Source organism: Streptomyces tendae (assembly GCF_008632955.1).
Lineage (GTDB): Bacteria > Actinomycetota > Actinomycetes > Streptomycetales > Streptomycetaceae > Streptomyces.
Genome location: NZ_CP043959.1, coordinates 3,950,516 through 3,977,138 on the forward strand (window position 1 = coordinate 3,950,516; position 26,623 = coordinate 3,977,138).

Sequence of the window (26,623 nt, forward strand, 5' to 3'; positions counted from 1 at the left end):
GTGGAAGGATGCCGCCTGTGACCGGATTGTCTTCCTCACCCGTCGCCGAGCAGGGGCCCAGCCGCCCCGGCCTGGGCCCCAGGGCCGCCGCCGTCCTCGTCTTCGGGGCCTCGGCCGCGGTGCTGGTCGTCGAGATCGTCGCCCTGCGCCTGCTGGCCCCGTACCTCGGCCTCACGCTCGAGACCAGCACCATGGTGATCGGCATCGCCCTCACGGCGATCGCGCTCGGCTCCTGGCTGGGCGGGCGCATCGCCGACCAGGTCGATCCGCTGCGGCTCCTCGGACCCGCACTCGGCATCTCCGGCGTGGTCGTGGCTCTCACTCCGGCCGTGCTCCGCAGCACGGCGGAAGGGGCGCCGGCGCTGCTGATCCTCGTCGCGGCGCTGACCGTCCTGGTGCCGGGCGCGCTGCTGTCCGCGGTGACACCCTGGTGACCAAGGTGCGCCTGACCAGCCTCGCCGAGACCGGCACCGTGGTCGGCCGGCTGTCCGGCATCGGGACGGTGGGATCGATCGTCGGCACCGTCCTGACCGGCTTCGTCCTGCTGTCGAGACTGCCGGTCAGCGGCATCCTGATCGGCCTCGGCGCGCTGCTGGTGATCGCCTCGGTGCCGGTCAGCCGGCGGATGCGCGGCCGGAACGGCGCCCCGGCCGCCCTGGCGCTCGCCCTGGCCGCGGGAGGCCTGGCGGCTTCCGTCGCGCCGGGCGACTGTGACGTCGAGACCAGGTACCACTGCGCCCAGGTCGTCGCCGACCCCGCCCGGGACGGCGGCCACACGCTCGTCCTGGACGGCGTGCGGCACTCCTACGTCGACGTCGACGACCCGACCCACCTGGAGTTCACCTACGTCAAGGCCGTCGCGTCGGTGGCCGACGCCGCGTACCCCGGGGATCAGCCGCTCGCCGCCCACCACCTGGGCGGTGGCGGGCTGACCGTGCCCCGCTATCTCGCGGCCGCCCGCCCCGGCACGCGTAGCGTGGTCTCCGAGATCGACGGCGGGGTCGTCCGCATCGACCGCGAACGATTCGGGCTCGCGCCGGGGACCGGCATCGATGTGCGCACCGAGGACGGCAGGCTGGGGCTGAAGCGGCTGGACACCGGCAGTCTCGACCTCGTCGTCGGCGACGCGTTCGGAGGTGTCAGTGTCCCGTGGCACCTGACCACCGTGGAGGCGCTGACGGAGGTACGGCGCGTCCTCGCCGCGGACGGCCTGTACGTCGCCAACCTCATCGACCACGGCGACATGTCCTTCACGAAGGCCGAACTGGTCACGGTCGGCGAGGTGTTCGAGCATGTCGCACTCCTCGGCGAACCCACCGACATCGGCCTCGCCCGCTCCGAGGAGCCCGTCGGCGGCAACGTCGTGGTCGTCGCCTCCGACCGCACCGTCGACCTGCGCGCGATCCAGAGGGCGCTCGACGCCCGCCGCACGGGCTGGACGATCGCCACGGGCGACGCACTCACCTCATGGATTGGCGACGCCCCCGTCCTCACCGACGACCACGCTCCCGTCGACCAACTGCTCCAGCCCCACGCCTCACCCGGCCGCCGCTGACCCGCGTGACGAGGCCGCCGACCGCCGTCGCTGTCGTTTTCGTCCAAGACGGCCGTCCCCGCCTCCCTCTAACGTGAACACGCAAGCACAGGGGGACCGAGGAGGCGCATCGTGCGGAAACTGGTGTACACGGGATTCATGTCGCTGGACGGCGTGGTGGACTCGCCCGGCGGAGGGCCGGGGGAGGAGCACCGCAGCGGCGGCTGGGTGGTGAAGGACCTCGACTTCGTCGAGGAGGCCTGGTCGCTGAAGGGCGAGGAACTGGCCGACACGACAGCACTGATGTTCGGCCGCCGCAGCTACGAGGCGTTCGCCGCCGTCTGGCCCGGATCGGAGGACCACGCCGCCTACCGCGACCTGCCGAAGTACGTGATGTCGACGACGTTGTCCGAGGACGCCCTGGTGGATGGCTGGGGGCCGACCACGGTCCTGCGCTCGGCCGAGGACGTCGCCGCGCTCAAGGAGGGCGACGGCGGCGCGATCTTCATCCACGGCAGTGCGGAACTGGCCCGGCGGCTGTCGGACGCGGGCCTGATCGACCAGTACAACCTGCTGGTCTTCCCCGTGCTGCTCGGCGCCGGCAAGAGCCTGTTCGGCCGCGCCGACCGGGACAAGCAGATGCTCGCACTGCGGGAGTCGCAGACGTACTCCAACGGCATCGTCAAAATGGTCTACGACGTCAGGCGCTGATCGACGTCGAGGCCGATCGCACCGCCCGCGCCCTCACGCAACTGCCGGGCGGTGCGCCCGACATACGTCCGCAGGGCCCGGGCCAGATGCGGCTCGTCGAAGTAGTCGAGCTTGACCGCGACGTCGGTCGCCGGATGGCCGGCCGCCAGCAGGTGCGCCGCCGTGCGCGCCCGCTCGATCTGCCGTACGGCGCCCTGGGTGAGCCCCGTCGCGGCGCGGAAGCGTCGCTCGACGGTCCGCTGCGAGACGGCGGGCCGATGGCCGCGGAGCACGTCCGTGACGAACGGATCGCGGGCCAGCACCCCGGCCCGCACCATCCGCTCGACCAGCGCCTCGGCGTCGTCGGGACCGGGCGTCTCCCAGCGGGCGCCGTCCAGCCGGAACGTCCGGTGCGACGTGTCGGGGAGCGCGACACCACCGTCGATCAGCTCCGCGGTCGGCACCATACGCAGCGTGCTGCCCACGGCGAACTCGATCCCGGTGAACGTGGCCCCCTCGGGCACGGGTGCCGTACCCGTACGGGTCTCGGGGCCCGTGACCGCCGCGTACGACCGGCCGTCCTGCTGCCAGAACACCAGCCCCAGCCGCACCCCGGCGACGGACGTCATGGTGGCGACCTGCTCACTGGTGCACGTCCAGACGCTGTCGACCCACGGCGAGTCGGAGTGGCGTGTCTCGAACCGCAGCTCCACGCCCGCAGAATACGCCGCCGGAAGGCCCGGAGCTCGGGGAACAGCAGCGGCCGCACCGCGTGCCCGGCCGGTCTCCCACGGTGCCGGCCGGTGGCCTTGGGTGCCGGCCGGTGGCCTTGGGTGTCGGCCGGTGGCCTACGGTGCAGGCACCAGGCCGTCGGCCACGAGGCCTTCGAGCACGGCCTGACCGAGCGCCTCCACGGCGGACCGGGGCCTCACCATCACGGTGAACTCCTTGATCCGGCCGTCCTCGGCGAAGTGCAGCAGGTCGATGCCATGGATCTCCCTGCCGCCCGCCGTGGCGCGGAAGAGCAGCACCGCGGACGGCAGCGTCGCCCCGTCCGCGCTGGTCTGCGCGGTGCCGGTGTGATCACCGACGTAGCGGAAGTCCTCGAAGGTGCGCAGCAGCACCCCGAAGAGCCCCGTCACCATCGGCTTGCCCTCGAACGGCGTGAACTTCACCGGGCTGTAGAGGCGGATGTCGTCGGTGAACAGGTCCTCCAGGGCAGCCAGGTCCCGGTTGTCGACGGCTGCACGGAAACGGTCCGCGGTGTTCACGGGCCACACCACCTTGATAGTCATGGATGTGAGTAGTCAGATTCATGACTATCATGGGGAGCCTGCGACGCGACAGAGGCGGAGCAGGAGGGGATCGCATGGCACTCAAACACGCGGTGCTGGCGGCGCTGCTCGACGGCGAGCTCAGCGGCTACCAGCTGGCCAAGGCGTTCGACGTGGGCGTGGCCAACTTCTGGTACGCACAGCCTCAGCAGCTCTACGCCGAGCTGACCCGGCTGGAGCAGCAGGGCCTCGTCGAGGGCCGGGAGGTGGTCCAGGAGAGCCGGCCCAACAAGCGGCTGTTCCAGGTGACCGACGCCGGCCTGGCGGAGCTGGAGGCATTCACGGCCGCCTCCGCCAAGCCCGCCTTCGTCCGGGACGACCTCATGGTCAAGGTGCAGGCGGCGGACCGGGTCGACACCGCCGTCCTCGTCGAGCAGCTCACGGAACGCGCCGAGATCGCCCGCGCCCGGATCGAGCTGTTCGAAGCGCTGTTGCGGCGCCTGCGCGGGGAACGCGACGAGGAGGACTTCCTCCGACACGGCGACCGGATCGGCCCCTACCTGACCTGCCTCCGCGGCGTGGCGTTCGAGCAGGAGAACCGCGACTGGTGCCTGCGGACCGTCGCCGTACTCGAAGGAAGGCGGCACAGCCGTGCCCGGCACTGACACCTCCTACCTCCGCTACGTCGCCCTCGGGGACAGCCAGACCGAGGGCCTCGGCGACGGCGACGACATCGGCGGCCTGCGCGGTTTCGCCGACCGCCTCGCCGAGCACCTCGCCCGCCACGAGCCCGCCCTCCAGTACGCCAACCTGGCCGTACGGGGCCGCCTCGCCGCGCAGATCCACGCCGAGCAGCTCGCCCCCGCCCTCGCGCTGCGGCCCGACCTCGCCACCGTCGTCGCCGGAGTGAACGACCTGCTGCGACCCCGCTTCGACGCCGACGAGGTCTGCACCCACCTGGACGCCATGTTCGGCGCCCTCACCGCACAGGGCGCCCTGGTCGCCACGATCACCGTGCCCGACCTCTCCCGCGTCTGCCCGATCGCGCGCCCCCTCATCCCCCGGGTCACGGAGCTCAACGAGGGCATACGCGACACCGCCCGGCGGCACGGGGTGATCGTCGCCGAGACGGCGCTCCATCCGGTGGCGGGCGACCCCCGGCTGTGGAGCCACGACCGGCTTCATGCGAGCCCCCTGGGTCACCGGCGCATCGCCGCCGCCCTCGCCCAGGCCCTGTCCCTGCCGGGCAGCGACGACACCTGGACCCACCCCCTCCCGCCCCAGACCCTGCCCACCGGCGTGCGCGCCGTCGGCACGGAACTCCGGTGGGCCGCGGGCTTCCTGGGACCATGGCTGCTCCGCCGGCTGAGGGGCCGGTCCTCCGGCGACGGCCGCAGCGCCAAACGCCCGCTGCTCCACCCGGTGCTGGACGCGTCGCTCACCGCACCGGACGACCGGCGTCCGGCACTGGACGACCGGCGTCCCGTCACGGACGGCTGATCCGGACGTCCGCGTCCCGGGGTCCGGTGCGTGCGGCCGGCCGTGCCAGTGATCGGACCGGTGACCTGGGGCACGGATGCGGGGGAGCCGTCAGGACCGCCTGCGCGGGGCCCTGTTCGACGGCCTCTCCCGCGTCCCGGGCGGTGAGGGGGTGGGCGCGGGCCGCTGTCTCCAGGGCGCGACAACGCTCATCCTTTTCGATGCCGGTCATCGGGAGGATGCGGTTGCTCCGACGGTGTGTCGGGTCACCGGGCGGTCGCGTGCAAGGTCGCCGACCGGTGGCGTGCGGAGATGGAACGGCGGACGGCCGGGCCGGGCGTGTGCCCCGGTCCGGCCGTCCGCCGCCCCTTGTGTCAGTCCCCGTGCCGGCGCAGCAGCGTCAGTTCCTGGTTCAGTTCGCCGAGGAACCGGATGACCACGCGCAGCTCATCACTGGTGAAGCGCTCACGGGCGGCGTCGGTGCTCCGCGCGAGCGGCCGGAAGTACTCCCGGGCCAGCCCCTTGGCGCGCTCCGCGTACTCCAGGTGCACCACGCGACGGTCGTCGACCGCCCGGACACGCCGGATGTGACCCGCCCGCTCCAGCCGGTCCAGGCATGCTGTCATCGCACCGGAGGTGAGGTTGAGCTGCTTGCGCAGGCGACCCGGCGTCATGGGCTCATCCGGCCCGCCGGCGTCGAGGATCGCGATCAGTGCCTGCATGTCCGTGTGGTGCAGGCCGTGCTCCTGCGCGAACTCCTGGACGATGCGGTTGAACTCGGCAGTCATCCGGCGCAGTTGCACCGCGAATGACTGGAGCCCTGTCGGGCACTCCTCCGGCGGAGGAGATGCGGGGGTTTCGGAGCCGCTCATGAGGGCCAGTATAGGATCACTCGATCATTGACATAATTGATCAGTGACATAACCCTCGCGTCAGTAGGAACTCACATGACAACCGCACCACGCCGGGCCCGCTGGCTCGTCCCGCTCGCTCTGTTGATCGTCTGGCTCGGCGTGGGCGGGATGCTCGGCCCGTACGCGGGCAAGCTCGGCGAGGTGGCCACCAACGACCAGGCCTCCTTCCTGCCGCAGAGCGCCGAGTCCACGCAGGTGCTCGACGAGCGTGAGGCGTTCGACCAGCAGGCGACGCTCCCGGCGATCGTCGTATGGACGGCGGACGGAGACCGCGTCACCGACGCCCAGCGCACCGATGCCACCCGCGCGGTCGCCGCACTCGCCGGCAGGCCCGGTGTCGTCGGCACACCCTCACCGGCCTTCCCCTCCAGAGACGGAGAGGCGCTGCAGGCGGTCGTGCAGCTCAAGACCGACCTCGGCGACGGCCTGGCGGACGTGGTCGACGAGGTGCGCGAGGCCGCGGAAAGTGTTCCCGGCACGAAGGCCCAGGTGGCGGGCCCCGCGGCCAGTCAGGTCGACCTGTCGGACGCGTTCGCCGGCATCGACGGACTGCTGCTCGGCGTGGCACTCGCCGCCGTACTGGTCATCCTCCTGCTGGTCTACCGAAGCGTCCTGCTGCCCTTCGTCATCATCCTCGGCTCCGTCTTCGCCCTCGGCCTCGCCTGCGCGGTCGTCTACGTCCTGGCCGACCACGACGTGGTGCGGGTCGACGGCCAGGTACAGGGCATCCTGTCGATCCTCGTCATCGGCGCGGCCACCGACTACGCCCTGCTGCTCGCGGCCCGCTTCCGCGAGGAACTCGCCGTGAGCGGCGACCGGTTCGCGGCCGCCCTGGCCGCCGCCCGCAGGTCGTTCGGCGCCATCACCGCCAGCGCGGCCACCGTGGCCCTCGGTCTGCTGACACTGCTCGCCAGCGACCTCACGAACAACCGCGCCCTCGGCCCGGTCGGCGCCATCGGCATCGTGTGCGCCGTGGTCTCGGCGCTCACCTTCCTGCCGGCCGCACTGGCCCTGCTGGGCCGCGGCGCGTACTGGCCCGCCAGGCCCAAGGAGTCGGACGCCTCCGTCGAGGGGCACAGGGTGTGGCGCCGTGTCGCCGCGACCGTCGACCGCAGGCCGCGCCGCGTGTGGCTGCTGACCGCGCTGGTCCTCGCCGTTTTCGCGGCCTTCTCCCCGTCGCTGTCCGCCAAGGGCACCCCGCTCGACGAGATCTTCGTGAACGACGCGCCGTCGGTCGCCGCCCAGCAGACGCTCGGCGAGCACTTCCCCGGCGGATCGGGCAACCCGGCCGTCATCCTCACCGACGCCGACCGCCTCGACGAGGTGACGGCCGCCGCCCGCAGGACCGAGGGCGTCGCCTCCGCCGACCCGGTCTCCGCCTCCGGAAGGCCCGGCGGCGGGGAGCCCCTGGTCGTCGACGGACGGGCGCGCATCGACGCCACGCTGGAGGCCGCCGCCGACAGCGACGCCGCGAAGAAGACCGTCCAGCGGCTGCGCGACAACCTGCACGCGATCTCCGGGGCCGACGCGCTCGTCGGCGGCTACACCGCCCAGCAGGTCGACACCCAGCAGACCGCCTCCGACGACCGGACCCTGATCGTCCCGATCATCCTCGTCGTGATCCTGCTGATCCTCGTGCTGCTGCTGCGGTCCGTGCTCGTGCCCGTGCTGCTGGTGGCGACCGTGGGTCTCAACTTCCTGGCCACCCTCGGCATCTCCGCGCTGGTCTTCGAGCACCTCTTCGGCTTCAGCGGCACCGACGCGTCTGTCCCGCTGTACGGATTCGTGTTCCTGGTGGCCCTGGGCGTCGACTACAACATCTTCCTGATGTCCCGGGTCCGTGAGGAGGCACTGACGCACGGCACCCGGCAGGGCGTGCTGCGCGGACTGACCACGACCGGCGGCGTCATCACCTCGGCCGGCGTGGTCCTCGCGGCGACCTTCGCCGCGCTGATGGTCATTCCGCTGGCCTTCCTGGTGCAGATCGCCTTCATCGTGGCCTTCGGCGTGCTGCTGGACACCCTCGTGGTCCGCTCGCTCCTGGTGCCCGCGCTGGTGATCGACATCGGCCCCAAGGCGTGGTGGCCCGGCGCGCTGTCCCGCAACGACGGCAAGGACCGCACGGACAGCAAGGAGACGTCGGCGGCCGACCGCGGCTGACGGACTCGGCGGACCGGGCAGGGGCGGGCAGCGTACGGCTGCCCGCCCACGCCCGGTCATGACGCGCTCGCGGTGACGGTGCGCCGGGCGCCTCGGGCTCGGGTCAGCAGGAACTGCCGCAGGACGAGGACGAACTGCTGCCGCAGGACGAGGAGGAACTCCCGCAGGAGGAGGTGCTGCCGCACGAGGACGCCGTGTCCCCCGAGCATCCGCTCGAGGAGCTCCCGCCCGAGCCCCCGTCCCACCAGCTCGGCTGAGGATCGCTGCTGCCCGCACCGTGTGCCGACGCCGAGCCGTGCGAGCTGTGTGCGCCCGTCCAGGCTCCGCCGGCACCCCGCGAACGGCGCGCGGCCGGCTGCGGACCGGGACGGGTCCCGGTGCCGGACAACGTCCGGAGCACGGACCACATGATCAAGGAGGCGATCACCACGATGAACCCTCCGGCCAACAGAAGCACCACCAACATGACCGTCCCCTCCGCGGATGCCGTTCATCGGCTGCTCGCACGATGCCCCGCGAGCACGCCGTCCGAAGCGCCTTTTGAGCAAGTCCAGAGCTTCGGGGCAGACGCGGAAGCCGGTTGTCGGTGGGGTGTGCCAGAGTCTGCGCATGCTCGGACCGTGGTGATGACGGAGAACGCGGAGCGGCACGTGCGCGTGTCCGCGGAGGAACTGGCACGCCACGGCCTGGGACCAGGACCCCGGCCGCGCCATCACCGTCACCCCTTTGGACTGGTGGCGCCGCCTGGTCGGCCAGGCAACGGCCGTCCTCCTTCGCGGTTCCGCGGAGGGCCGGTGGAGAAACAACGCCCCGGGCGGCCAGGGCCGGCCCGGGGGTGACGAGGCTGCCGGTCGGCGGGTCAGACCGACGGGTCCTGGGGGCAGGCCGTCGTGGGCGTCTTCTCGGGTGTGCGGTGGGTGTCGGCGCCCGGCGACGCGAGGACGACCTTCGAGGCGCGGGACCCCCGGTCGAGGTAGCCGCCGGTCGCGGCGAGGGCAAGTCCCACCAGGGCCAGGGCGGCGCCGACCAGGGTGGGGGAGGACCAGCCCCAGCCGGCCGCGATGACCAGGCCGCCCAGCCAGGCACCGCCCGCGTTCGCCAGGTTGAAGGCGGAGTGGTTGGACGCGGCCGCCATCGTCGGCGCCTCGTGCGCCTTCGTCATCAGCAGCATCTGCACCGGCGTGGTGATCAGCGCACTCAGGCCACCGGTCACCGTGATGACGATCAGCGCGGGCACCAGGTGACCGATGACGAAGTGCAGCGTCACCAGCGCCGCCGCCAGCAGCGCGAAACCGCCGTAGAGGGTCGGGCGCAGCGCCCGGTCGGTGAGCGGGCCGGCGACGAGGGTGCCGAGCGTCATGCCGACGCCGAAAAGCGCGAGCACCAGGGTGGTCGAGGAGTCCGAGATGCCGGTCAGGTGGGTCAGCATCGGCACGAGATAGCTGTACATGGCGAAGTAGCCGCCGAATCCGACGACCGCCGTGACGATGCCGAGCAGCACCTGCTTGTTCTTCATCGCGCGCAGCTCGTGCAGGACACCGGCCTGCTCGCCGCGCGGCTGGTGGGGCACGAGCCGTACCAGAGCGGCCAGCGCCAGCACGCCGATGACGGCCACCGCCGCGTACGCCCAGCGCCAGCCGAGCTGCTGCCCGAGCGCGGTCCCGGCGGGGACGCCGACGATGTTGGCGACCGTCAGGCCGAGGAACATCATCGACACCGCGCGGGCGGCCCGGTCGGGTGCGACCAGCTTGGAGGCGACGACGGCGCCGACGCCGAACAGCGCGCCGTGGGGGAGGCCCGCGAGGATGCGCGCGGCGAACAGCAGCCCGTAGTTCGGGGCGAGCGCGGAGGCGACGTTCCCGACGACGAACAGGCCCGTGAGCATCAGCAGCAGCCGCTTGTGCGGCACCCGCGCACCCATCGCGGTCAGCAGCGGCGCCCCGACGACCACGCCCAGGGCGTAGGCGGAGACAACGTTGCCCGCGTCCGGCACGGACACCGCCACGCCGTCGGCGATCTGCGGGAGGAGACCCATTGTGACGAACTCGGTCGTGCCGATGCCGAACGCGACGACGGCCAGGGCGAACAAAGCCAAGGGCATGGCAGGGAAGAGCCTTCCGAAGTGGGAGCCGGGTGTGGGCACACACCGCTCGGCACCGCGTCACCGGTGTACGTCCGGTGGCAGCGGTGCCTGGTCGGTGGGGGCGGTCCGGCGCCGGTCCTCGTCGTCCGTGCGTGGTTGCCGCAGGACCAGCCTGCCAGATGCCCCGACGGGCGCTCCAACCGGGCGAGCCTCACAACGTCGTGATCAAACACACTCCGGGCGACATATGCCACTGATCGCCCCTCAGGGCACCAGACACCCCCGCCGCCGAGGCCGCCCGCCGTACCTCACTCGTGCCCGCTGTGCAGCACCTTCAGCAGGTGGGTCACCGCACCCGCCACCGCGTCCCGGGCCGGGCCGAGGTACCTGCGGGGGTCGACGGCCGACGGGTGGGCGTGCAGGTAGGTGCGGGCGGCCCGGGTGAACTCCTTGTTCAGGTGGGTCGAGACGTTGACCTTCGTCATCCCCGCCTCCACGGCCCGGGCGAGCTCCGCGTCGGCCACCCCGGACGAGCCGTGCAGCACCAGCGGCACACCCACGGTGTCGCGCAGGGCGGCGATGAGCGCGAAGTCCAGCACGGCGTCCCTGGTGGTCATGGCGTGGGAACTGCCCACCGCCACCGCCAGGGCGTCGACCCCGGTGGCGGCGACGAAGTCCCGCGCCTCCACCGGATCGGTGCGCGCCCCGGGAGCGTGCGCGCCGTCCTTGCCCCCGACCTCCCCGAGCTCCGCCTCCACCCACACGCCCCGCGCGTGGCAGTACTCGGTGATCTCCCGGGTCGCCCTCAGGTTCTCCCCGTAGGGAAGCCGGGAGGCGTCGAACATGACGGAGGAGAAGCCGAGCCGTACCGCCTCGTGCACCAGGTCGACGGACTCCGCGTGGTCGAGGTGCACGGCGACGGGTATGAGCGCCGCCCGTGCGACGGCGAGGGTCGCGAGGCCCACCGGCGCGAGCGCACCGTGGTAGCGGGCGGTGTTCTCGCTGATCTGGAGGATCACGGGCCGCCCGGCGGCCTCGGCGCCGCTCACGATGGCCTCGGCGTGCTCGAGCTGCACCACGTTGAACGCCCCGACGCCGACGCCGGCTCGGAAGGCGGGGCCGACGATGTCGTCAGTGGGACTGAGGGGCATGGAGTTCCTCCACGATCACGGCGGTACGGAAACGTCGGTGGACGCCGGCGTCGACGTCACCGGCGACGGGGCGGGCGACGGCGGCGGCCGACAGGGCCACGGCCTCGCGCAGGACGACCGGCCAGTCCGCGCCGCCGGCGAGCCCCGCCGCGAGGGCGGCGACACAGGCGTCGCCCGCCCCGGTGGGGTTGCCGGCCAGCCGTTCGGGGGGTGCGGCGCGCAGACGGCCGCCGGGGGTGTCGGCGAGAAGGCCGTCGGGTCCGGACGACACCACGACGGAGCGGGCGCCGAGGGCACGCAGCCGCGCCGCCCCCTCTGCGGCGTCGGCGCAACCGGTGGCGGCCGCGAGTTCGGCGGCATTGGGTTTGACGACGTCGGGGCCGGCACCCAGCGCGTCGAGGAGCGGGGGACCGCTCGTGTCCAGCACGGTGAGCGCCCCCGCCCCGGCGGCGGTGCGCACCAGGCGGGCGTACGCGTCGGACGGCAGCCCTGGCGGCAGACTGCCGCAGAGCGTGACCACTGACGCCTCACGCACCAGCACCGCGAAACGGTCGGCGAAGGCCCGCCACTCCCGCGAACTCACCTTTGGGCCCTGCTCGTTGAACACGGTGGCGTCGCCGTCGTCGCCGGACACGACGGTGACTGTCTGCCGCGACTCGCCCGCCACGGGGACCAGTTCGTCACGCAGCCCCGCCACGGCACGCAGGTCCTCGCGGAGCAGGGCGCCGGTGGGGCCGCCGGCCAGCCCGGTGACGGTGACGTCGTGCCCCAGGGCGGCGAGGACCCTGGCCACGTTGACGCCCTTGCCCCCGGCCCGCCGGTGGGCGGTGCCCACGCGGTGCGAGGTGCGCGGACGCAGGCTGTCGACCCCGTAGGTGACGTCGAGGGCGGCGTTCAGGGTGACGGTGAGGATCACGGGTGACGGCCCCCCTTCCGCGCACCGGAGGTCAGAGGACCGGCCGCCCGGTTCCCCGTCGGCGCACCGGCGGCCGGCAGCATGGCCGCCCGGCCCTGCACCCGGGTGCCGGCGGGCAGGAGTCCGCCCGCCCGCTTACCGGCACCGCCCGCCACGCGCCGGGCCGCGGACTCAGGCATGACCGTCCTGGAGGACGACGGACCGCGTGAGGTTGCGGGGCCGGTCGGGGTCGTAGCCGCGCGCCTCGGCGCAGGCCACGGCGAGTCGCTGGGCCCGGATCAGGTCGGCGAGCGGGTCCAGGCTCCCGGCCGTACCGGTGGAGTCGGCCACCAGGGTGCCGCCCACCCGGGCCACGTCGTCGTCCAGCCCTTCAGGAAGCCGGCCGAACGCCCAGGTGACCCGTCCCGGCCCGGTGATGCTGATCGGCCCGTGGCGGTACTCCATCGCCGGGTAGGCCTCCGTCCACGCGCCCGCCGCCTCCCGCATCTTCAACGCGGCCTCCTGCGCCAGCCCGCACGTCCAGCCGGTGCCGAGGAACGTGAACTGCTCGGCGCCGACGACGGCCGCGTCGAGGCCCTCGTACACGGCCCGTTCGGCGTCCCGGACGACCGCGTCCAGCGGCAGGACACCGGCGGGCAGCGCACCCTCCGACTCCAGGTGGGCGCGCAGCAGCGCCAGGTTGGCCGTGGCGAACCGGGTCTGGACGACCGACTCCTCGTCGGCGAAGTCCAGCACGGCGACGGCGTCGGCCGCCTGCATCACCGGGGTCTCCGGGTCGGCGGTGATCGCGCCGGTCGCCACGGTGCCCTTGACCCGGCGCAGCAGGTCGAGCACCTCGGTGGTGGTGCCCGACCGGGTGATGGCGAGGACCCGGTCGTACTGCCGGCCGGACGGGAACTCCGAGGCGGCGAAGGCGTCCGTCTCGCCGTGGCCGCCCGTCTCACGCAGGATCGCGTACGACTGGGCCATGAACCAGGAGGTGCCGCAGCCGACGACGGCGACGCGCTCGCCCCGCCTCGGCAGGGCCCATGCCTGGCGCGGCAGGGACGCGGCGGCCTGACGCCACACGGTGGGCTGGGAGGCGATCTCGGCCGAGGTGCGGGAGGAAGTGGACAAGGCGATGTGCTCCTTCAGGAACGGGGAGTGGGGGACGCGGCGCGAAGGGCCGTCTACTTCACCGAGCCGGCGGTGAGCCCGGACACCACGTGGCGTTCGATGAAGGCGAAGAGCACCACGACGGGCACGATCGCGATCACGGACGCGGCGAACAAGTAGTTCCACTGGACGGTGTAGTTGCCGATGAAGCTGTTGATGCCGACGGTCAGCGGCTGGCTCTCCGGGACGGTGGACAGGGTCAGGCCCATGACGAACTCGTTCCACGCGGCGATGAAGGTGAAGATGACCGCGGTGACGACGCCGGGCATGGCCAGCGGCAGCGTCACCCGCAGCAGCGCACCGCCCCGGCCGAGACCGTCGATCATCGCTGCCTCCTCCAACTGCACGGGTATGGCGGAGAAATAGGCGGTGAGGATCCAGATCGCGAACGCCAGGTTGAACGCGGCGTTGCACAGCACCAGGGTCCACACCGAGTTGAGCATGCCCAGTTGGTAGAACTCGCGGTAGAGGCCCACCAGCAGCGAGGTCGGCTGGAACATCTGCGTGACCAGCACGAGCAGCAGGAACACCTTGCGCCCGCGGTACTTGACCCGGGCCGTGTAGTAGGCGGCCGGGACGGCGACCAGCAGGACCAGAAGGGTGGAGCCGCCGGCCACGAGGAGGGTGACGCGGAGGTTGCTGCCGAGGTTCGACTCCCGCCAGACGTCGACGAAGTTGGACCAGGCGAATTGGTCGGGCAGGTAGGTGGCGTCGCGCAGTTCACCGGCCGGGCGCAGCGCGGTGATCACCATCTGCAGGTACGGCAGCAGGAACACGGCGGCGATCAGCCAGGCGACGGCGGCGACGAGCACCGTACGGGGCCGCAGCGCACGCCGGGGGCGGGCCGGCCTGCGTTCCTTCGCCTCCGCCGGCGCGGTCTTCGTGAGGGGGGCCGGGATCGTCTGCTGGGCCATCACGCCTCCTCCTGGTTCCAGCGGCTGACCTTCAGGAAGGCCGCCACCATCACGACGACCAGGGCGAAGTTGACGACGGACATGGCCGCGGACTCCCCGATGTCGGAGTTCTTGAGCTGGTACATGAACACGGTGGTGGTCGCCGTGTCGCTGTCCGGGCCACCCCGGGTCATGCCCCAGATGACGGGGAACGAGTTGAAGACGTTGATCAGGTTGATGACGACGCCGACCAGGAACGCCGGGCGCAGCAGGGGCAGGGTGATGCGGACGTAGGTCTGCCACACGCCGGCGCCGTCGACGCGGGCGGCCTCGTACACCTCGTCGGGCACGGTCTGCAGTCCCGCGAGGAGGGTGTACGTGGTGAAGGGCAGGGAGACGAAGACCGCCACGAACATCATCCAGGGCCAGGCGGTCGACGGGTCGCCCAGCCAGTCCTTGGGGGAGTCGATGACGCCGAGGTCGGTCATCACGGTGTTGAGCACACCGGCGGTCCGGTCCAGCATCCACTTGAAGCCGATGGCGGTCATCAGCACGGACGCGGCCCACGGGGCGATGAGCGCCCACCGGGTCAGACGGCGGCCGGGGAACCGCTGGTTGAACAGCTGGGCCAGGGCCAGGGAGATCACCATGGTCAGTGCGACCACCCCGACGGTCCACACCACGGTGGCGGTGACGACGGAGCCGAGGCCCGGCTCGTCGAACAGCTGCCGGTACTTGTCCAGGCCGGCCCAGCCCCGGACGAAGCCGCTGACGCTGATCTTGAGGAACGAGGTGCGGACCATCTCGTAGACGGGCCACAGCACGACGACCACGATGAGCAGGACGGCGGGCCCGATCCAGGGCAGCGGTCCGAGCCGGCCGAGGCCGGAGCGGCGGGCGCCGCTCCGGCCCGTGCGGGGCGGCCTGGGGCCGCCGGAGGTGACATTGCTGGACACGGGGGTGCCTTCCGTGTGTCGGTGCCTGCGGATCTACTGGTTCGCGAGGGCCTGTTCGGCCTTCTTCTGCAGGTCGCCGAGCACCTTGGCCGGGTCCTCCCCGACCGCCGTGCCGCCGCTCTTCTTGATCTCGGCGGAGACGGCGTCCCAGGTGGTGTCGCCGAGGGGGTAGAAGGACGCCTTCGGCAGCAGCTCGAAGAACGGCTCGAGGTCCTTGTGCTTGCCGCTGGAGGTCATCTCCTGCAGCGTGTCCTCGGTGACGGGCATCAGGTTGTACATCTCGTCGAACTTCAGCGTGTTCTCCTTGGAGTACGCGAAGTCGAGGAACTTCTTGATCTCCTCCTGGTGACCGCGGTCCTTGAAGGCCATCACCCAGTCGGCCACGCCCAGGGTGGAGTCGAGGGCGCCGTCCTTGCCGGGAATGGGCGCGACGCCGTAGTCGACGTTGCCGTCCTTGGACATCTGGATCAGCGACGGGTGGCCGTTGAGCATGCCCGCCTTGCCCGCGGCGAAGTCGGCGAAGGCCGTCTTGCGGTCGGTGGCGGCGGGGTTGCTGTAGGTGAGTCCGGGCTTCACGAGGTTGTCGCGCAGCCACTCGAAGGTCTCGACGTTGGCCTCGCTGTCGAGGGTGTACTTGCCGTCGGCGCCGGTGTAGCCGCCGCCGTTGCCGAGCTCCCAGATGAGGCTCTCGCCCTGCGCCTCCTCCGGACCGAGCGGCAGCGCGTACGGGACGACGTCCGGGTTCTTCTTCTTGATGCGCTCGGCGGCCGACTTGACGTCGGCCCAGCTCTTCGGCGCCTCGGTGATGCCGGCGTCGGCGAACAGCTTCTTGTTGTAGAAGAGGGCACGGGCCGAGGAGACGAAGGGAATGCCGTACTGCACGCCGTCCACCTCGCCCGCCTCGGCGAACGAGTCGATCAGGTTGTCACGGGTGGCCGGGGACAGCACGTCCTCGGCCTTGTGGAGAAGGTCGTCGGCGACCTTGTCGGCGTAGCCGCCGGTCTGCAGGATGTCCGGCAGGTTGCCGCTCTGGATCATCGTCTTGGCCTGCGTGTCGATGTCGTTCCAGTTGACGACCTGCACATCGATCTTGATCTTCGGGTTGGCTGCCTCGAAACGCTTGGCCACGTCCTCCCAGTAGACCGTCGAGCTGTTGGACGCCTTGTCGCCGTAGTCGGCGGCGACGAGCTTCAGGGTCACCGTTCCGTCCGCGGACTCCCCGCTGCCGCCGCACGCGGTCAGGACCAGAGCACCGGCCGCACAGGCCGCCGAGAGGACGAGCATTCTCTTCTTCACTGCCGTCTACCGCCTTGTCTCCACATGCGATGCGTGAACATGCTCAATCGATGAGCTTTTCGAGCAGTAATGAGCACCTGTCGTGTCGGGCAGTATTCAGGCACGCCGCAGGTCAGGTCCATACGTCGTTACCCGACCGTTGCGAAAACGGGCGAACTGGCTGCGTGCACATGCGGGGAGTGACGATGTTCCGAGCAACATCACGCACAGTGGTTCTCCGGGGCCCCGTCGACGACGGTGTCCCTTACCGTGTCCGGAGCGCAGTACCGAGGCCGAGGGAGTCCGACACATGTCCAAGCACGATCGGTGGAGCAAACTGCTGGAACTGCTGGCCGGCGAGGGCAGGATCGAAGTCGACGACGCGGCCGCCGCACTCGACGTCTCGCCCGCCACCATCCGCCGTGACCTCGACGAGCTCGCGGAACAGCAGATGCTCGTCCGCACCCGTGGCGGAGCCATCGCCCACGGCGTCTCCTACGAGCTGCCCCTGCGCTACAAGTCCTCCCGGCACGCTCCCGAGAAGCAGCGCATCGCGACCGCCGTCGCCGGGATGATCGCCGACGGGGACGTGGTGGGCCTGAACGGCGGCACCACCACCACCGAGGTGGCCCGGGCCCTCGCCCTGCGCGCGGGCGGCAGCCGCGAGGGCCGGGGGCGGCGCGAGCCGGCCGAGACGTCGGCGCCCGCGTTCACGGTCGTCACCAACGCGCTCAACATCGCCGGGGAACTCGCGGTCCGCCCCCAGGTGAAGATCGTGGTCACCGGCGGAGTGGCCCGCCCGCAGACGTACGAGCTCGTCGGACCGCTCACCGTGGGAGTGCTGAACGAGGTCGTCCTCGACGTCGCCGTCCTCGGAGTCGACGGCGTGGACCCGCAGTTGGGGCTCATGACCCACCAGGAGGACGAGGCCAGCGTCAGCCGGCTCTTCGCCGAGCGGGCCCGCCGCGTCATCGTGGTCACCGACTCCTCGAAGATGGGCCGGCGCGCCTTCGCGCGGATCTGCGGACTGGACCGCGTGGACGTGCTGGTGACCGACGCCGGGCTGCCCGCCGAGACGGCGGCCCGTCTCACCGAGGCGGGCATCAAGGTCCACGCCGTCTGAACCGCCACACCGACGGCCGCCACAGGGCGCGGCGAACCGTCGGCGAGCGGTGACCGCTCGGTGCTCAGGGGGCGACGGCCATCGCGAAGACGTGGACGTTGCCGTTGGACGGCAGCACCACGAACCGCACCTGCTTCGTCGCGTCCACGGGCACGGAGTGGGCGAAGATCCGGTAGTCGATCCCCGCGTTGCCGTACCCGTCCGGCCGGTTGCGGCCGTCGCTGGACGCCACCAGCGTGGCACCGTGCGCGTCGGCCGGGTCGAACGACCAGTTGGGGAAGCCGAACGAGCCCCGGCTGCTGGTGCCGTCGGTGTAGTACACGGTCGCCGTACCGGTGGCCCCGCTGGTGACACCGGAACCGAGGAGGACGAGTCTGCCGCCCTGCCCGCTCAGGGTGATCGCCTGGCCCTGGGACGACACGTTGTCCTTGGTGCCCGGTTCGACGTCCGGCCAGGTCAGTTCGGCGCCGAGGGCCCGTACCGTGCTGCCCGGCGTCAGTCCGACCGCCGCGAGCTTCTGCGCGGAGAAGCTGTTGCCGTCCCCGTCGTAGTTGCCCGGCGCGGTGTCGCTCTCGTCGGTGACCCCCACGTTGTTGTAGGCGGCGGCGAGATCGGGCAGCGGGCTGCCGACGGTCTCCGTGCGGGTGCCGGTCGCCGAACCCGCCCCGTCACCGCCGGTGTAGGTGGCCGTGGCGGTGAAGGTGCGCAGCGTGAACCCGCTCCGCCTCTCCGGCACCTGGATGCGGAACTCGGCCGAGGCGGTCGCGCCAGCGGCGAACGAACCGGAGACGGCGGTGACGGACGGCTGGACCGCCCAGCCGACCGGGCCCGTGAACGCCACCTTCAGCGACCGCATCCGCTGCGGGCCGGCGTTCTTCACCGTCACCTGGACGGTTTCGATGGCCGGACCGTCCAGGTCCACCGGCGAGATCGACACCTCGGTCCGTGCCGCGGGCGACTGCGCCGGGGACTCCGCGGCGGTGGCGGCGGGCACGGCGGCCAGCGTCAGCGCCGCCGCCACCGCCACCGCTCTCAGGGAACTGACCCATCGGGTCGCCTTCATACGTCCTGCTCCTCAGCTCGGTCGTCCGGTACGGCGGTCACACGACGGGAGGCATGGCCGACTCACGGGAGTCCAGGCCCATGCGGAGGTTCACCCAGGAGCCACGCGTGAAGTCCGGGATCTCCACCGGACGGCCGCCCGCGGCAAGGGACTTGACGCTCAAGGGCACGGGGGCGCACCAGGAGGCCGAGTCGTACACGTCGATGTCCGGCACCAGCCCGGCACGCATCAACTGGACGGTCCGCCACTGCAGTACGTAGTCCATGCCGCCGTGGCCACCGTTGTTCGCCGCGTCGTCTCCTATCTTCTTCCACAGCCAGTGGTCGAACTCCTTGCGGTAGGAGTCGAAGTCGCGCCAGGAGTGCCCGCTGTGGTCCGGCTCGACGTAGATCCGTCCCCCGGTCGCCGAGGTGCCCGCGTAGTCCTCGAAGATCCCGCGGCTGCCGGCCAGGCTGTTGATCCTGCTGTACGGCCGGGGTGAACTGACGTCGTGCTCCGCCCTGATGACCCGCCCCTTGGCGGTGTCGATCAGACAGGTGACGAGGTCACCGTTGATGTAGGTCTCCTTCCACGAGGGATGGGACCTGTCGATGAAGCGTTCCCGGTAGTCGGCGAGGCCCTTGGGTTCGGTGGCGGTCGCCCGCAGCACCGTCATGCGGTCGCCGCGGTTGATGTCCATCGCGGCGGCGATCGGCGCCAGCCCGTGCATCGGGTAGAACGACGCGGTGCTGCGGGTGTGCCACAGCCGCCGCCAGGCGTCGGTGTAGTACGTGTCGGAGAACAGCAGGTCCCGCAGGTCGTGCAGGTAGCCGCCGTGGCCGTTGGTGACGTCGCCGAACAGCCCGTCGTGCGCCATCTTCAGCATGGCCAGCTCGTTGCGGCCGTAGGAGCAGTTCTCCGACAGCATCAGGTGACGGCGGGTGCGCTCGGAGGTGTCGACGAGATCCCACAACTCGTCGAGCTCGGTGGCGACGGCAGTTCGACGATCGCGTGCTTGCCCGCCTCCAGTGCGGCCTTGCCCTGGCGGTGGTGGAACTCCCAGGGCGTGGCGATGTACACGAGGTCGATGTCGTCGCGCTTCAGCATCTGTGCGTAGGCGTCCGCGGAGCCGCCGTACTCGGCGGGGCGTGGTTTGCCCAGGGCGACGAGGCGGTTCGCCACGGAGTGGCGCGGTTGGCGCGGATGTCACAGACGGCGGTCACCCGGCACCCGGGGACGGCGGCCCAGCCTTCGGCCATGCCGGACCCCCGGTTGCCGAGACCGATCAGCCCGACGCGGACGGTCTCGTGGGCGTCGAAGGGCACGTCGATCATGGATCTCTGACCGGGGCGGCGGCGGGGTCCGCACCGGCACGGCCGCGCCGGCACCGGCGGCCGGTGCCGCGTGCGCCGCACCCGCGCCGGCGGCGGCCGCCACGCCGGTGGCCAGCGCGCCTCCCAGGAGCAATCGGCGGGAAACAGGGGAAGTTCGGGCATGAGTGAACGCTCCTTCGATCCACGACCGGGCATCACTGGCGGCAACGACTCTGACGGGACCGACGGAGACATGTCAATAGGTGCTCGAAAAGGCGTCCTTTCGAGCAGAAACGCGCAAACGGCGTTGCACGGAATAGGAGGAAAGTGGCGAATCCATCTATAAGTGGGCAAGGTGGTGGTGGCGTTGACGCAAGCGCTCCCTGCGTCCTCAGCGGCCTTCCGTCCAGGTGAATAGGAATTCACTGCTAAAGTGAATCGCTATCACCACACTTTCCGTCGCTGGAGTGTTCATGGCGTCGCCCGTCCGATACCCGACCCGACCGGCGGCGCCGGACTGCGGGCCCGGCTCACGATCCCGGTCCTCGCCTACGGCGGCATCCTCATGGCGGTCATGCAGACCGTCGTCGTCCCCCTGCTGCCCGACCTGCCCCGCCTGACCGGGGCGTCGGCGTCCGCCGTCTCCTGGATGGTGACCGCGTCCCTGCTGTCCGGCGCCGTCCTCACCCCCGTGCTCGGCCGGGCCGGTGACATGTACGGCAAGCGCCTGGTGCTGTTGCTGTCGCTCGCCCTCATGACCGCGGGGTCGGTGGTCTGCGCGCTCACCACCGACATCGCGCTCCTGATCACCGCCCGGGCGCTCCAGGGGGCCGCGGTCTCCGTGGTACCGCTGTCGATCAGCATCCTGCGCGACGAACTGCCCCCGGAGCGACGCGGTTCCGCCATCGCGCTGATGAGCTCCACCGTCGGCATCGGCGCCGCGCTCGGCCTGCCCGCCGCGGCCCTGATCATCCAGTACGCGAACTGGCACGCCATGTTCTGGGTCACCGCCGGCCTCGGCGCCGCCGGTGTCGCGCTGATCCGCTGGGCGGTGCCCGAGTCACCGGTGCGTGAGTCCGGCCGGTTCGACGTCACCGGCGCCCTCGGGCTGGCCGCCGGCCTCGTCTGCCTGCTGCTCGCGGTGTCGCAGGGCGGCCAGTGGGGCTGGGGGAGCGCCCCGGTCGTGAGCCTGTCCGCCGCGGCCGTCCTCGTCCTCGCCGTGTGGTGGCTGCACCAACTGCGCGCCGAACGCCCGCTGGTGGACCTGCGCCTGGTGTCCAGCCCGCGCGTCGGCCTCTCCCACGTGGCCGCCCTCCTGACGGGCTTCGCCTTCTACGCCAACACGCTCGTCACCGCGCAGCTCGTCCAGGCCCCCGAGGCCAGCGACTACGGCCTGGGGCTGTCCATCGTCCAGACGGGACTGGTGCTGCTGCCCAGCGGCGTCGTCATGCTGCTGCTGTCCCCGCTCTCCGCCCGCATATCGGCGGCACGCGGACCGAGGATCACCCTCGCCCTGGGCGCCGCGGTCATCGCCGCCGGCTACGGCGTGCGCATCGCCGACAGCCGCTCCCTGGTGATGATCATGGTGGGTGCGACGGTCGTCTCCATTGGCACCACCCTCGCCTACTCGGCGCTCCCCGCCCTGATCCTGCGCGCCGTCCCCGCCACGCAGACCGCCTCCGCCAACGGCGTCAACGTCCTGATGCGCACCGTGGGACAGGCTGTCTCCAGCGCCGCTGTCGCCGCCGTCCTGGTGCACCACACCAGCCCGGTCGGCGGCCACCCGCTGCCCACGCTCCACGGCTACCTCATGGCCTTCGGCATCGCCGGCACGATCGCCCTCGTCGCCTGCGCGGTGGCGCTGCTCATCCCCGGCGGCCCGGCCCCCGAGACGGGGCCCGCCCGTGCGAAGGATGTCCGGCCCGTCGCCGACGGCACCAAGATGGAGGAAGCGTGAGCACCGACACCCCACCGCCCGGCGCGGCACCCCGCGCCGGTCGGCGGGACGCCGAGGCGACCAAGGCGGCCATCCTGCGCGCCGCCCGCCACCTCCTCGCCCGCCACGCCCACGCCGACATCACCCTCAAGGCCGTCGCGGAGCGCGCCGGGGTCAGCCCGCCGCTGATCCTCAAGTACTTCGGCAACAAGGACGCCGTCTTCGCCCACGTGATGTCCTTCGACGAGGACGCCGCCGCGCTCCTCGACGCGCCGCTGGACGACCTGGGCCGGCACATGGTCCGGCACGTCCTGGTCAGCCAGCGCGAACGCGGGTCCGACCCCCTGGTGCGGATCGCGTTCGCGCCGCTGCAGGGCGACCACGGCGACATCCTGCGCGCCAACTTCCGCGCTCAGGTCACCGGTCGGCTCGCCGCCCGCCTGCCCGGACCCGACGCGGGGCTGCGCGCCGAACTGGCCCTCGCCGCGCTGGTCGGCCTCGGCGTGATGTTCGGCATCGCCCGGGGAACGGACCTCAGGGCCACGCCGGTCGAGGAGGCCGTCGAACGCTACGGCCCCGCCGTCCAGGCCCAGCTGACGCCCGCGCAGCCCGCCGACGGGCAGGGCCGGTCGGCCCCGTCCGCGCCGCCCGGCGAGGCGTAGGCCGGCCCGCCCTGTCCGCGCCGCCTCACGACGCGTAAGGCCGGTCCGCCGCGCCTGCCGACGCCTGAGGCCGGTCCGTGGCGTCGGCGCTGCCCGCCGACGCGGAGCGCCGGCCCGTCCGTCTCGGATGGCGGCGCGACGTCGGACCGAGGGCGCGCGCGGGTCGGACGCCGGACCGAGGCCGCAGGGGGGGTCACCTGCCCGCGACCGCCGGTTCGAGCAGGGAAAGCGTCCGGTTGTCGGCGTCCACGCGTGCGCGGACGCCGAGGGGCAGCGGCAGGTTCGGCGAGGTGTGGCCGAAGTCGACCTGAGCGAGCACCGGGATGTCACGCTCGCCCAGGACGTCGAGCACGACGTCGCGGAGGTCCGCGCGGCCCCCGCCGCCCTCATGCGGAGTGACCTCGGTCGGGACGCCGACCACCATCCCCGCGATCCGGTCCAGCACCCCGGACAGCCGCAGCGTGTGCAGGTCGTTCCAGATACGGGAGACCGGCCGCTGCAGTTCCTCCCAGAACAGCACGGCGCCCTCGAACCGTTCGGCGTCGGGCGCGAACGGCGTCGCCTGCAGCAGGATCAGGCGGTTCAGCAGCCCGCCGAACAGCGGTCCCTCCGCGCGTCCCGGCCGCCAGCTTTCCCAGGCTCCCTGCGGCGGCAACGCGCCCGGCGCTTCGGGCTCGGTGAGCACACGGGTGTAGAGGTCGACCAGTTCGGTGCGACGGGCCTCGTCGCCCAGCGTGTACCAGTCACTGCCGAACCCGTGGGTGGCGATGTCCGCGTGGAAGCCCACGAGGCCGGTCCTCGCGTGCAGTGCCATGTGCAGCAGCGAGATGTCGCTGTAGCCCACGATCGGCTTGGGGTCGGCCCGGATCGCCTCCAGATCGATCAGATCCAGGTACCCGACGGTGGCCTGTCCGCCGGTGTGCGCGACGACGGCCCGCACCTCCGGGTCACGGAGCAGGGAGTTGAGTTCGGCCGCCTGCTCGGCCGGAGTGCCCGCGGCCCACCAGCGGCTCCGCGCCGGGTCGACCGCCGCACTGACCCGCACACGGAAACCCATCCGTTCGAGGATCGCCACACCACGCGCGAGCAGCGGCTCCTCTCCCGGCTCGAGCTGGCCCGACAGCGCGGTGACCACCACCAGATCGCCGGGACGCAGCGCACGGGGCCGAAGAATCGCAGGCATGACCTCTCCTCGTCGTTGATCAACAATCGCGGCCAACACGGCCGGGGCCGCCGGTATTCCGCCTCGGCCGGCGCAGGCGACCTCGTCGGCGCGGCACGGGTGAAGCCGGCTGACCGTGCCGTCCGGGCAGGTACCCGCGCCGTCACCCGGCCTGCTGCCGGCGCACCATCTCGTCGATCCACACGGGCGCGAACGGAGACGTGCACCCCGGGGACGTCGGGTAGTCCTTCAGCACCTCAAGGCGCTCACCGATGGCGATCGCGCGGGCGCGGTGTCCGGGGTGCTCGATGCCGATCTGCGCCAGACAGTGGTTCATCGCCCACTGCAGCCGGTCCGGGGCGTCCTTCATCTCCGCCTCGACGACATCGAGCAGCCCGGCCAGATCCAGACCCTCCGGCTTCTTCGCCACCCGCTCCGTGGTGAGCGCCCAGCCGGCGCTCGCGACCACCGGGTCGGGGTCGGCGAACCAGGTAACGCGCAGCTCCTCCGCGTACGGGCTCTTCTTCACGACGTAGCCGACGAGCCAGTCCTGCACCTTGGGGGTGCGCGCCTCGCGCAGCATGGCGTCCAGCTCGTCCCGGTCGAAGGCCTTGGGGCGGCAGACCAACAGCGCCAGCAGCCGCGCCGCGGTGTCCCCGGTGGCCCACAGCTCCCGCGCGAGGTCCTGCTGCGTCCTGAGCCGTTTGGCGAGCGCGCGCAGTGTGCCGAGATTCACCCCGTGGTCGTCGCCGTGCTTCTCGTTCACCGCGCGGATCCTGGGGTCGTCGAGCGCGGCCAGCTCGGCCATGACCCCGGTCAGCTCCGTCGCCTCGGCCATCCCGCTCTCCCGTCCCTCGCGTGCGCGGCCCAGCTTATGACGGCGTTCCCCGCAGCGGTGACGACGGCCCCGCCTGCTGTCTTCGGTAGTCGCCGGGAGACGTCCCCATGACTCTCTTGAAGGCGACGCTGAGGGCGCTCTCGGATCCGTAGCCGACCGAGCGGGCGATCATCGCGAGGGTGGCGCTGCCCTGCCGCAGCTGCCGGGCCGCGAGCTCGATGCGCCACCGGGTGAGGTACTCCAGCGGCCCCTGGCCGACCGACGTCTTGAAGCGTACGGCCAGCGTGGACCGCGACACCGCGGCGGCCCGCGCCAGTTCCGCGACGGTCCAGGCACGCGCCGGTTCCCGGTGCAGCGAGGTCAGCGCGGCGGCGACCGCCGGATCGGAGAGTCCGGCCAGCCATCCCGAGGCCGTGTCCGGATCGCGCGCGAGATGCAGGCGCAGCACATGGACGAGCATGACGACGGCGAGGTGCTCGGCCACCAGCCCCGCGGCCGGCTGCCCGCGTGTCAGCTCCTCGTCGATGGCGGTGAGCGCCCAGCGCACCGTCTCCGCGTGCGGGGTGGCGGCGGGGACGTGCACCACCGGGGGCAGCCGGTCAAGGAGCAGCTCCTGCGCACGGGCACCGAAGGAGAACCGCCCGCCCACCAGGAACACGTCGTCGCCCAGGCCCGCCCTGGCCACACCGTCCTCCGCCCGGGCGAACAAGGGCCCGGCGGGCACCGGCGAGGTCTCCAGGTCACTGCGCAGGGTGAAGGAACGGGGACCGGTGAGAAGGTAGCAGTCGCCCTCCGCCAGCGCGATCGGCCCACCCACACCGTCGACCTCCAGCAGGCAGGAGCCGCGTCGGACGGCGTTGAACTTCACCCCCTGCGGCGGTTCGAACCGCACGGCCCAGCGTCCGCCCGCCGCCAGACTCGTCGACAGATGGCCGCGCGTCTCCACCAGGGTGAGCACGTCTTCCAGCGGATCCACGACGGCCTCCCGGGTCGTACGACGGCTAAAGAAAGCAGGACGATCGACCATAGCTCGTCCAGCCCGCCCGCCGTAACGTCGAAGCATGACAACGAACCCTCAGGCCCTCCGGTCGCCCCGGCACGATCCCGCCGCCGCCCTCCTGACCACGCCCTTCACCGCCCACACCGACGCACGGGAGGTGATCGACGGCGTGGACCTCACCGGCCGCCGCGCCGTGGTCACCGGCGGCGCCTCGGGGCTCGGTGCCGAGACCGTACGGGCGCTGGCCGCCGCCGGGGCCGAGGTCACGGTCGCGACCCGGCGTCCGCGGAGCGCCGAACCGCTCGTGCGGGAGCTGGCCGGCGTCGACGGCGCCGGTCCCGTGCACGCCGCGGCCCTCGACCTCTCCGACCTCACCTCGGTCGACGCCTTCGTGCGGGCCTGGCACGGTCCGCTCGACATCCTGGTCGCCAACGCGGGCATCATGGCCCTGCCCACCCGCACCCTCACCGCCGACGGCTGGGAGATGCAGCTCGCCACCAACCACCTGGGTCACTTCGCCCTGGCCACCGGCCTGCACCCCCGCATGCGCGAGGCCGGCGCCGCCCGCATCGTGGTGGTGAGCTCGGGCGCCCACCTGAACGCGCCCTTCGACTTCGACGACCCCCACTTCGAACGCCGCCCCTACGACCCCTGGGCCGCCTACGGGCAGTCGAAGTCAGCCGGCGTGCTCCTCGCGGTGGGCGCCCGGCGCTGGGCCGCCGACGGCATCACCGCGAACGCGCTGAACCCCGGCTACATCCTCACCAACCTGCAACGACACCTGGACGACGACACCATGCGCGCGTTCGGTGTGATGGACGACGAGGGCAACCTGACGCCGCTCCCGTACTACAAGACACCCGCCCAGGGAGCCGCCACGTCGGTCCTGCTCGCCGCCTCGCCCCTCCTCAAGGGGGTGACGGGCCGCTACTTCGAGGACAACCAGGAGGCACGGACCGTCACGGACGAGGAGAATCCGGCCGACGGCGTCGCCGCGCACGCCCTCGACCCGCAGGCCGCGGACCGTCTCTGGGAGTACGCGACCGACGCCCTCCGCGGACGCTGAC

General features: G+C 72.0%; 23 protein-coding genes and 2 pseudogenes. 9 read left to right on the forward strand and 16 right to left on the reverse strand.

The features are described from left to right. Positions 1 to 17: 17 nt before the first annotated feature. Positions 18 to 1,555, forward strand: a pseudogene (locus F3L20_RS18070) (fused MFS/spermidine synthase). Positions 1,556 to 1,666: 111 nt separating this feature from the next. Further along, entirely contained in the window at positions 1,667 to 2,245 is a 579-nt protein-coding gene (locus F3L20_RS18075) for a dihydrofolate reductase family protein (RefSeq protein WP_150155250.1), read from the forward strand. On the opposite strand, the gene F3L20_RS18080 is transcribed toward F3L20_RS18075, so the two are convergent. Beyond that, on the reverse strand, positions 2,227 to 2,937 hold the full coding sequence (locus tag F3L20_RS18080; protein ID WP_150155251.1) for a helix-turn-helix domain-containing protein: 711 nt from the start codon (positions 2,935 to 2,937) through the stop codon (positions 2,227 to 2,229). The genes F3L20_RS18075 and F3L20_RS18080 overlap by 19 nt on opposite strands. Before the next feature lie 135 nt (positions 2,938 to 3,072). Next, positions 3,073 to 3,519: a nuclear transport factor 2 family protein gene (locus tag F3L20_RS18085; RefSeq protein ID WP_150155252.1), complete on the reverse strand. Its 447-nt coding sequence runs from the start codon at positions 3,517 to 3,519 to the stop codon at positions 3,073 to 3,075. A 74-nt stretch (positions 3,520 to 3,593) separates the two neighbouring features. On the opposite strand from F3L20_RS18085, the gene F3L20_RS18090 reads away from it, so the two are divergent. Together F3L20_RS18090 and F3L20_RS18095 are read left to right on the forward strand one after the other, a co-directional pair. Continuing rightward, a complete protein-coding gene (locus F3L20_RS18090) occupies positions 3,594 to 4,163 on the forward strand; it encodes a PadR family transcriptional regulator (protein ID WP_150155253.1) in 570 nt (189 codons plus the stop codon). Further along, positions 4,150 to 4,998 (forward strand): SGNH/GDSL hydrolase family protein, encoded by an 849-nt coding sequence (locus F3L20_RS18095; protein WP_150155254.1) that lies wholly within the window; start codon positions 4,150 to 4,152, stop codon positions 4,996 to 4,998. The genes F3L20_RS18090 and F3L20_RS18095 overlap by 14 nt, the downstream gene beginning before the upstream one ends. A gap of 353 nt (positions 4,999 to 5,351) precedes the next feature. Here F3L20_RS18095 and F3L20_RS18100 read toward each other — a convergent pair whose 3' ends face one another. Continuing rightward, positions 5,352 to 5,849, reverse strand: coding sequence for a MarR family winged helix-turn-helix transcriptional regulator (locus tag F3L20_RS18100; RefSeq protein ID WP_150155255.1), 498 nt, complete (start codon positions 5,847 to 5,849; stop codon positions 5,352 to 5,354). A 75-nt stretch (positions 5,850 to 5,924) separates the two neighbouring features. Here F3L20_RS18100 and F3L20_RS18105 point away from each other — a divergent pair, with 75 nt between their 5' ends. Continuing rightward, positions 5,925 to 8,051, forward strand: coding sequence for an MMPL family transporter (locus F3L20_RS18105; protein WP_150155256.1), 2,127 nt, complete (start codon positions 5,925 to 5,927; stop codon positions 8,049 to 8,051). 56 nt (positions 8,052 to 8,107) lie between these two features. Here the strand turns inward: F3L20_RS18105 and F3L20_RS18110 are convergent, their stop codons facing one another. The 8 genes from F3L20_RS18110 to F3L20_RS18150 all read right to left on the reverse strand — a co-directional run bounded on the left by F3L20_RS18110 (position 8,108) and on the right by F3L20_RS18150 (position 16,489). Further along, entirely contained in the window at positions 8,108 to 8,260 is a 153-nt protein-coding gene (locus F3L20_RS18110) for a hypothetical protein (protein ID WP_206338794.1), read from the reverse strand. 650 nt (positions 8,261 to 8,910) lie between these two features. Further along, positions 8,911 to 10,152 (reverse strand): MFS transporter, encoded by a 1,242-nt coding sequence (locus F3L20_RS18120; protein ID WP_150155258.1) that lies wholly within the window; start codon positions 10,150 to 10,152, stop codon positions 8,911 to 8,913. Positions 10,153 to 10,442: 290 nt separating this feature from the next. Next, the gene (locus F3L20_RS18125) at positions 10,443 to 11,285 is read right to left on the reverse strand and encodes a class II fructose-bisphosphate aldolase (protein ID WP_150155259.1); all 843 of its coding nucleotides are present in this window, start codon (positions 11,283 to 11,285) and stop codon (positions 10,443 to 10,445) included. After that, entirely contained in the window at positions 11,266 to 12,201 is a 936-nt protein-coding gene (locus tag F3L20_RS18130; RefSeq protein WP_150155260.1) for a 1-phosphofructokinase family hexose kinase, read from the reverse strand. Before F3L20_RS18130 ends, F3L20_RS18125 begins: the two co-directional genes overlap by 20 nt. 171 nt (positions 12,202 to 12,372) lie before the next feature. Then, entirely contained in the window at positions 12,373 to 13,317 is a 945-nt protein-coding gene (locus tag F3L20_RS18135; protein WP_431193161.1) for an SIS domain-containing protein, read from the reverse strand. A gap of 53 nt (positions 13,318 to 13,370) precedes the next feature. Further along, positions 13,371 to 14,270: a carbohydrate ABC transporter permease gene (locus tag F3L20_RS18140; protein ID WP_150155261.1), complete on the reverse strand. Its 900-nt coding sequence runs from the start codon at positions 14,268 to 14,270 to the stop codon at positions 13,371 to 13,373. Further along, on the reverse strand, positions 14,270 to 15,205 hold the full coding sequence (locus F3L20_RS18145) for a carbohydrate ABC transporter permease (RefSeq protein ID WP_150155262.1): 936 nt from the start codon (positions 15,203 to 15,205) through the stop codon (positions 14,270 to 14,272). The genes F3L20_RS18140 and F3L20_RS18145 overlap by 1 nt, the downstream gene beginning before the upstream one ends. Before the next feature lie 33 nt (positions 15,206 to 15,238). Next, a complete protein-coding gene (locus F3L20_RS18150; protein WP_206338927.1) occupies positions 15,239 to 16,489 on the reverse strand; it encodes an extracellular solute-binding protein in 1,251 nt (416 codons plus the stop codon). Between the two features lie 301 nt (positions 16,490 to 16,790). On the opposite strand from F3L20_RS18150, the gene F3L20_RS18155 reads away from it, so the two are divergent. Beyond that, positions 16,791 to 17,603 (forward strand): DeoR/GlpR family DNA-binding transcription regulator, encoded by an 813-nt coding sequence (locus F3L20_RS18155; RefSeq protein ID WP_150155263.1) that lies wholly within the window; start codon positions 16,791 to 16,793, stop codon positions 17,601 to 17,603. Positions 17,604 to 17,667: 64 nt separating this feature from the next. On the opposite strand, the gene F3L20_RS18160 is transcribed toward F3L20_RS18155, so the two are convergent. Both F3L20_RS18160 and F3L20_RS18165 read right to left on the reverse strand, forming a co-directional pair. After that, positions 17,668 to 18,666, reverse strand: a complete 999-nt coding sequence (locus F3L20_RS18160; RefSeq protein WP_150155264.1) for an NEW3 domain-containing protein — start codon at positions 18,664 to 18,666, stop codon at positions 17,668 to 17,670. A 37-nt stretch (positions 18,667 to 18,703) separates the two neighbouring features. Continuing rightward, positions 18,704 to 20,112, reverse strand: a pseudogene (locus tag F3L20_RS18165) (Gfo/Idh/MocA family protein). A gap of 336 nt (positions 20,113 to 20,448) precedes the next feature. Here F3L20_RS18165 and F3L20_RS18170 point away from each other — a divergent pair. Together F3L20_RS18170 and F3L20_RS18175 are read left to right on the forward strand one after the other, a co-directional pair. After that, the gene (locus F3L20_RS18170) at positions 20,449 to 21,915 is read left to right on the forward strand and encodes an MFS transporter (protein ID WP_150157398.1); all 1,467 of its coding nucleotides are present in this window, start codon (positions 20,449 to 20,451) and stop codon (positions 21,913 to 21,915) included. After that, positions 21,912 to 22,556 carry a TetR/AcrR family transcriptional regulator gene (locus F3L20_RS18175; protein WP_150155265.1) on the forward strand — a complete coding sequence of 215 codons (645 nt, stop codon included), beginning with the start codon at positions 21,912 to 21,914 and terminating at the stop codon, positions 22,554 to 22,556. Before F3L20_RS18170 ends, F3L20_RS18175 begins: the two co-directional genes overlap by 4 nt. A gap of 193 nt (positions 22,557 to 22,749) precedes the next feature. On the opposite strand, the gene F3L20_RS18180 is transcribed toward F3L20_RS18175, so the two are convergent. The 3 genes from F3L20_RS18180 to F3L20_RS18190 form a co-directional block, all read right to left on the reverse strand. Beyond that, positions 22,750 to 23,739 (reverse strand): S66 peptidase family protein, encoded by a 990-nt coding sequence (locus tag F3L20_RS18180; RefSeq protein ID WP_150155266.1) that lies wholly within the window; start codon positions 23,737 to 23,739, stop codon positions 22,750 to 22,752. Between the two features lie 142 nt (positions 23,740 to 23,881). Then, positions 23,882 to 24,556, reverse strand: a complete 675-nt coding sequence (locus tag F3L20_RS18185; protein ID WP_150155267.1) for a DNA alkylation repair protein — start codon at positions 24,554 to 24,556, stop codon at positions 23,882 to 23,884. Positions 24,557 to 24,590: 34 nt separating this feature from the next. Then, positions 24,591 to 25,532, reverse strand: a complete 942-nt coding sequence (locus F3L20_RS18190) for an AraC family transcriptional regulator (protein WP_150155268.1) — start codon at positions 25,530 to 25,532, stop codon at positions 24,591 to 24,593. 85 nt (positions 25,533 to 25,617) lie between these two features. Here F3L20_RS18190 and F3L20_RS18195 point away from each other — a divergent pair, with 85 nt between their 5' ends. Next, a complete protein-coding gene (locus tag F3L20_RS18195) occupies positions 25,618 to 26,622 on the forward strand; it encodes an SDR family NAD(P)-dependent oxidoreductase (RefSeq protein WP_150155269.1) in 1,005 nt (334 codons plus the stop codon). Position 26,623: the final 1 nt, after the last annotated feature.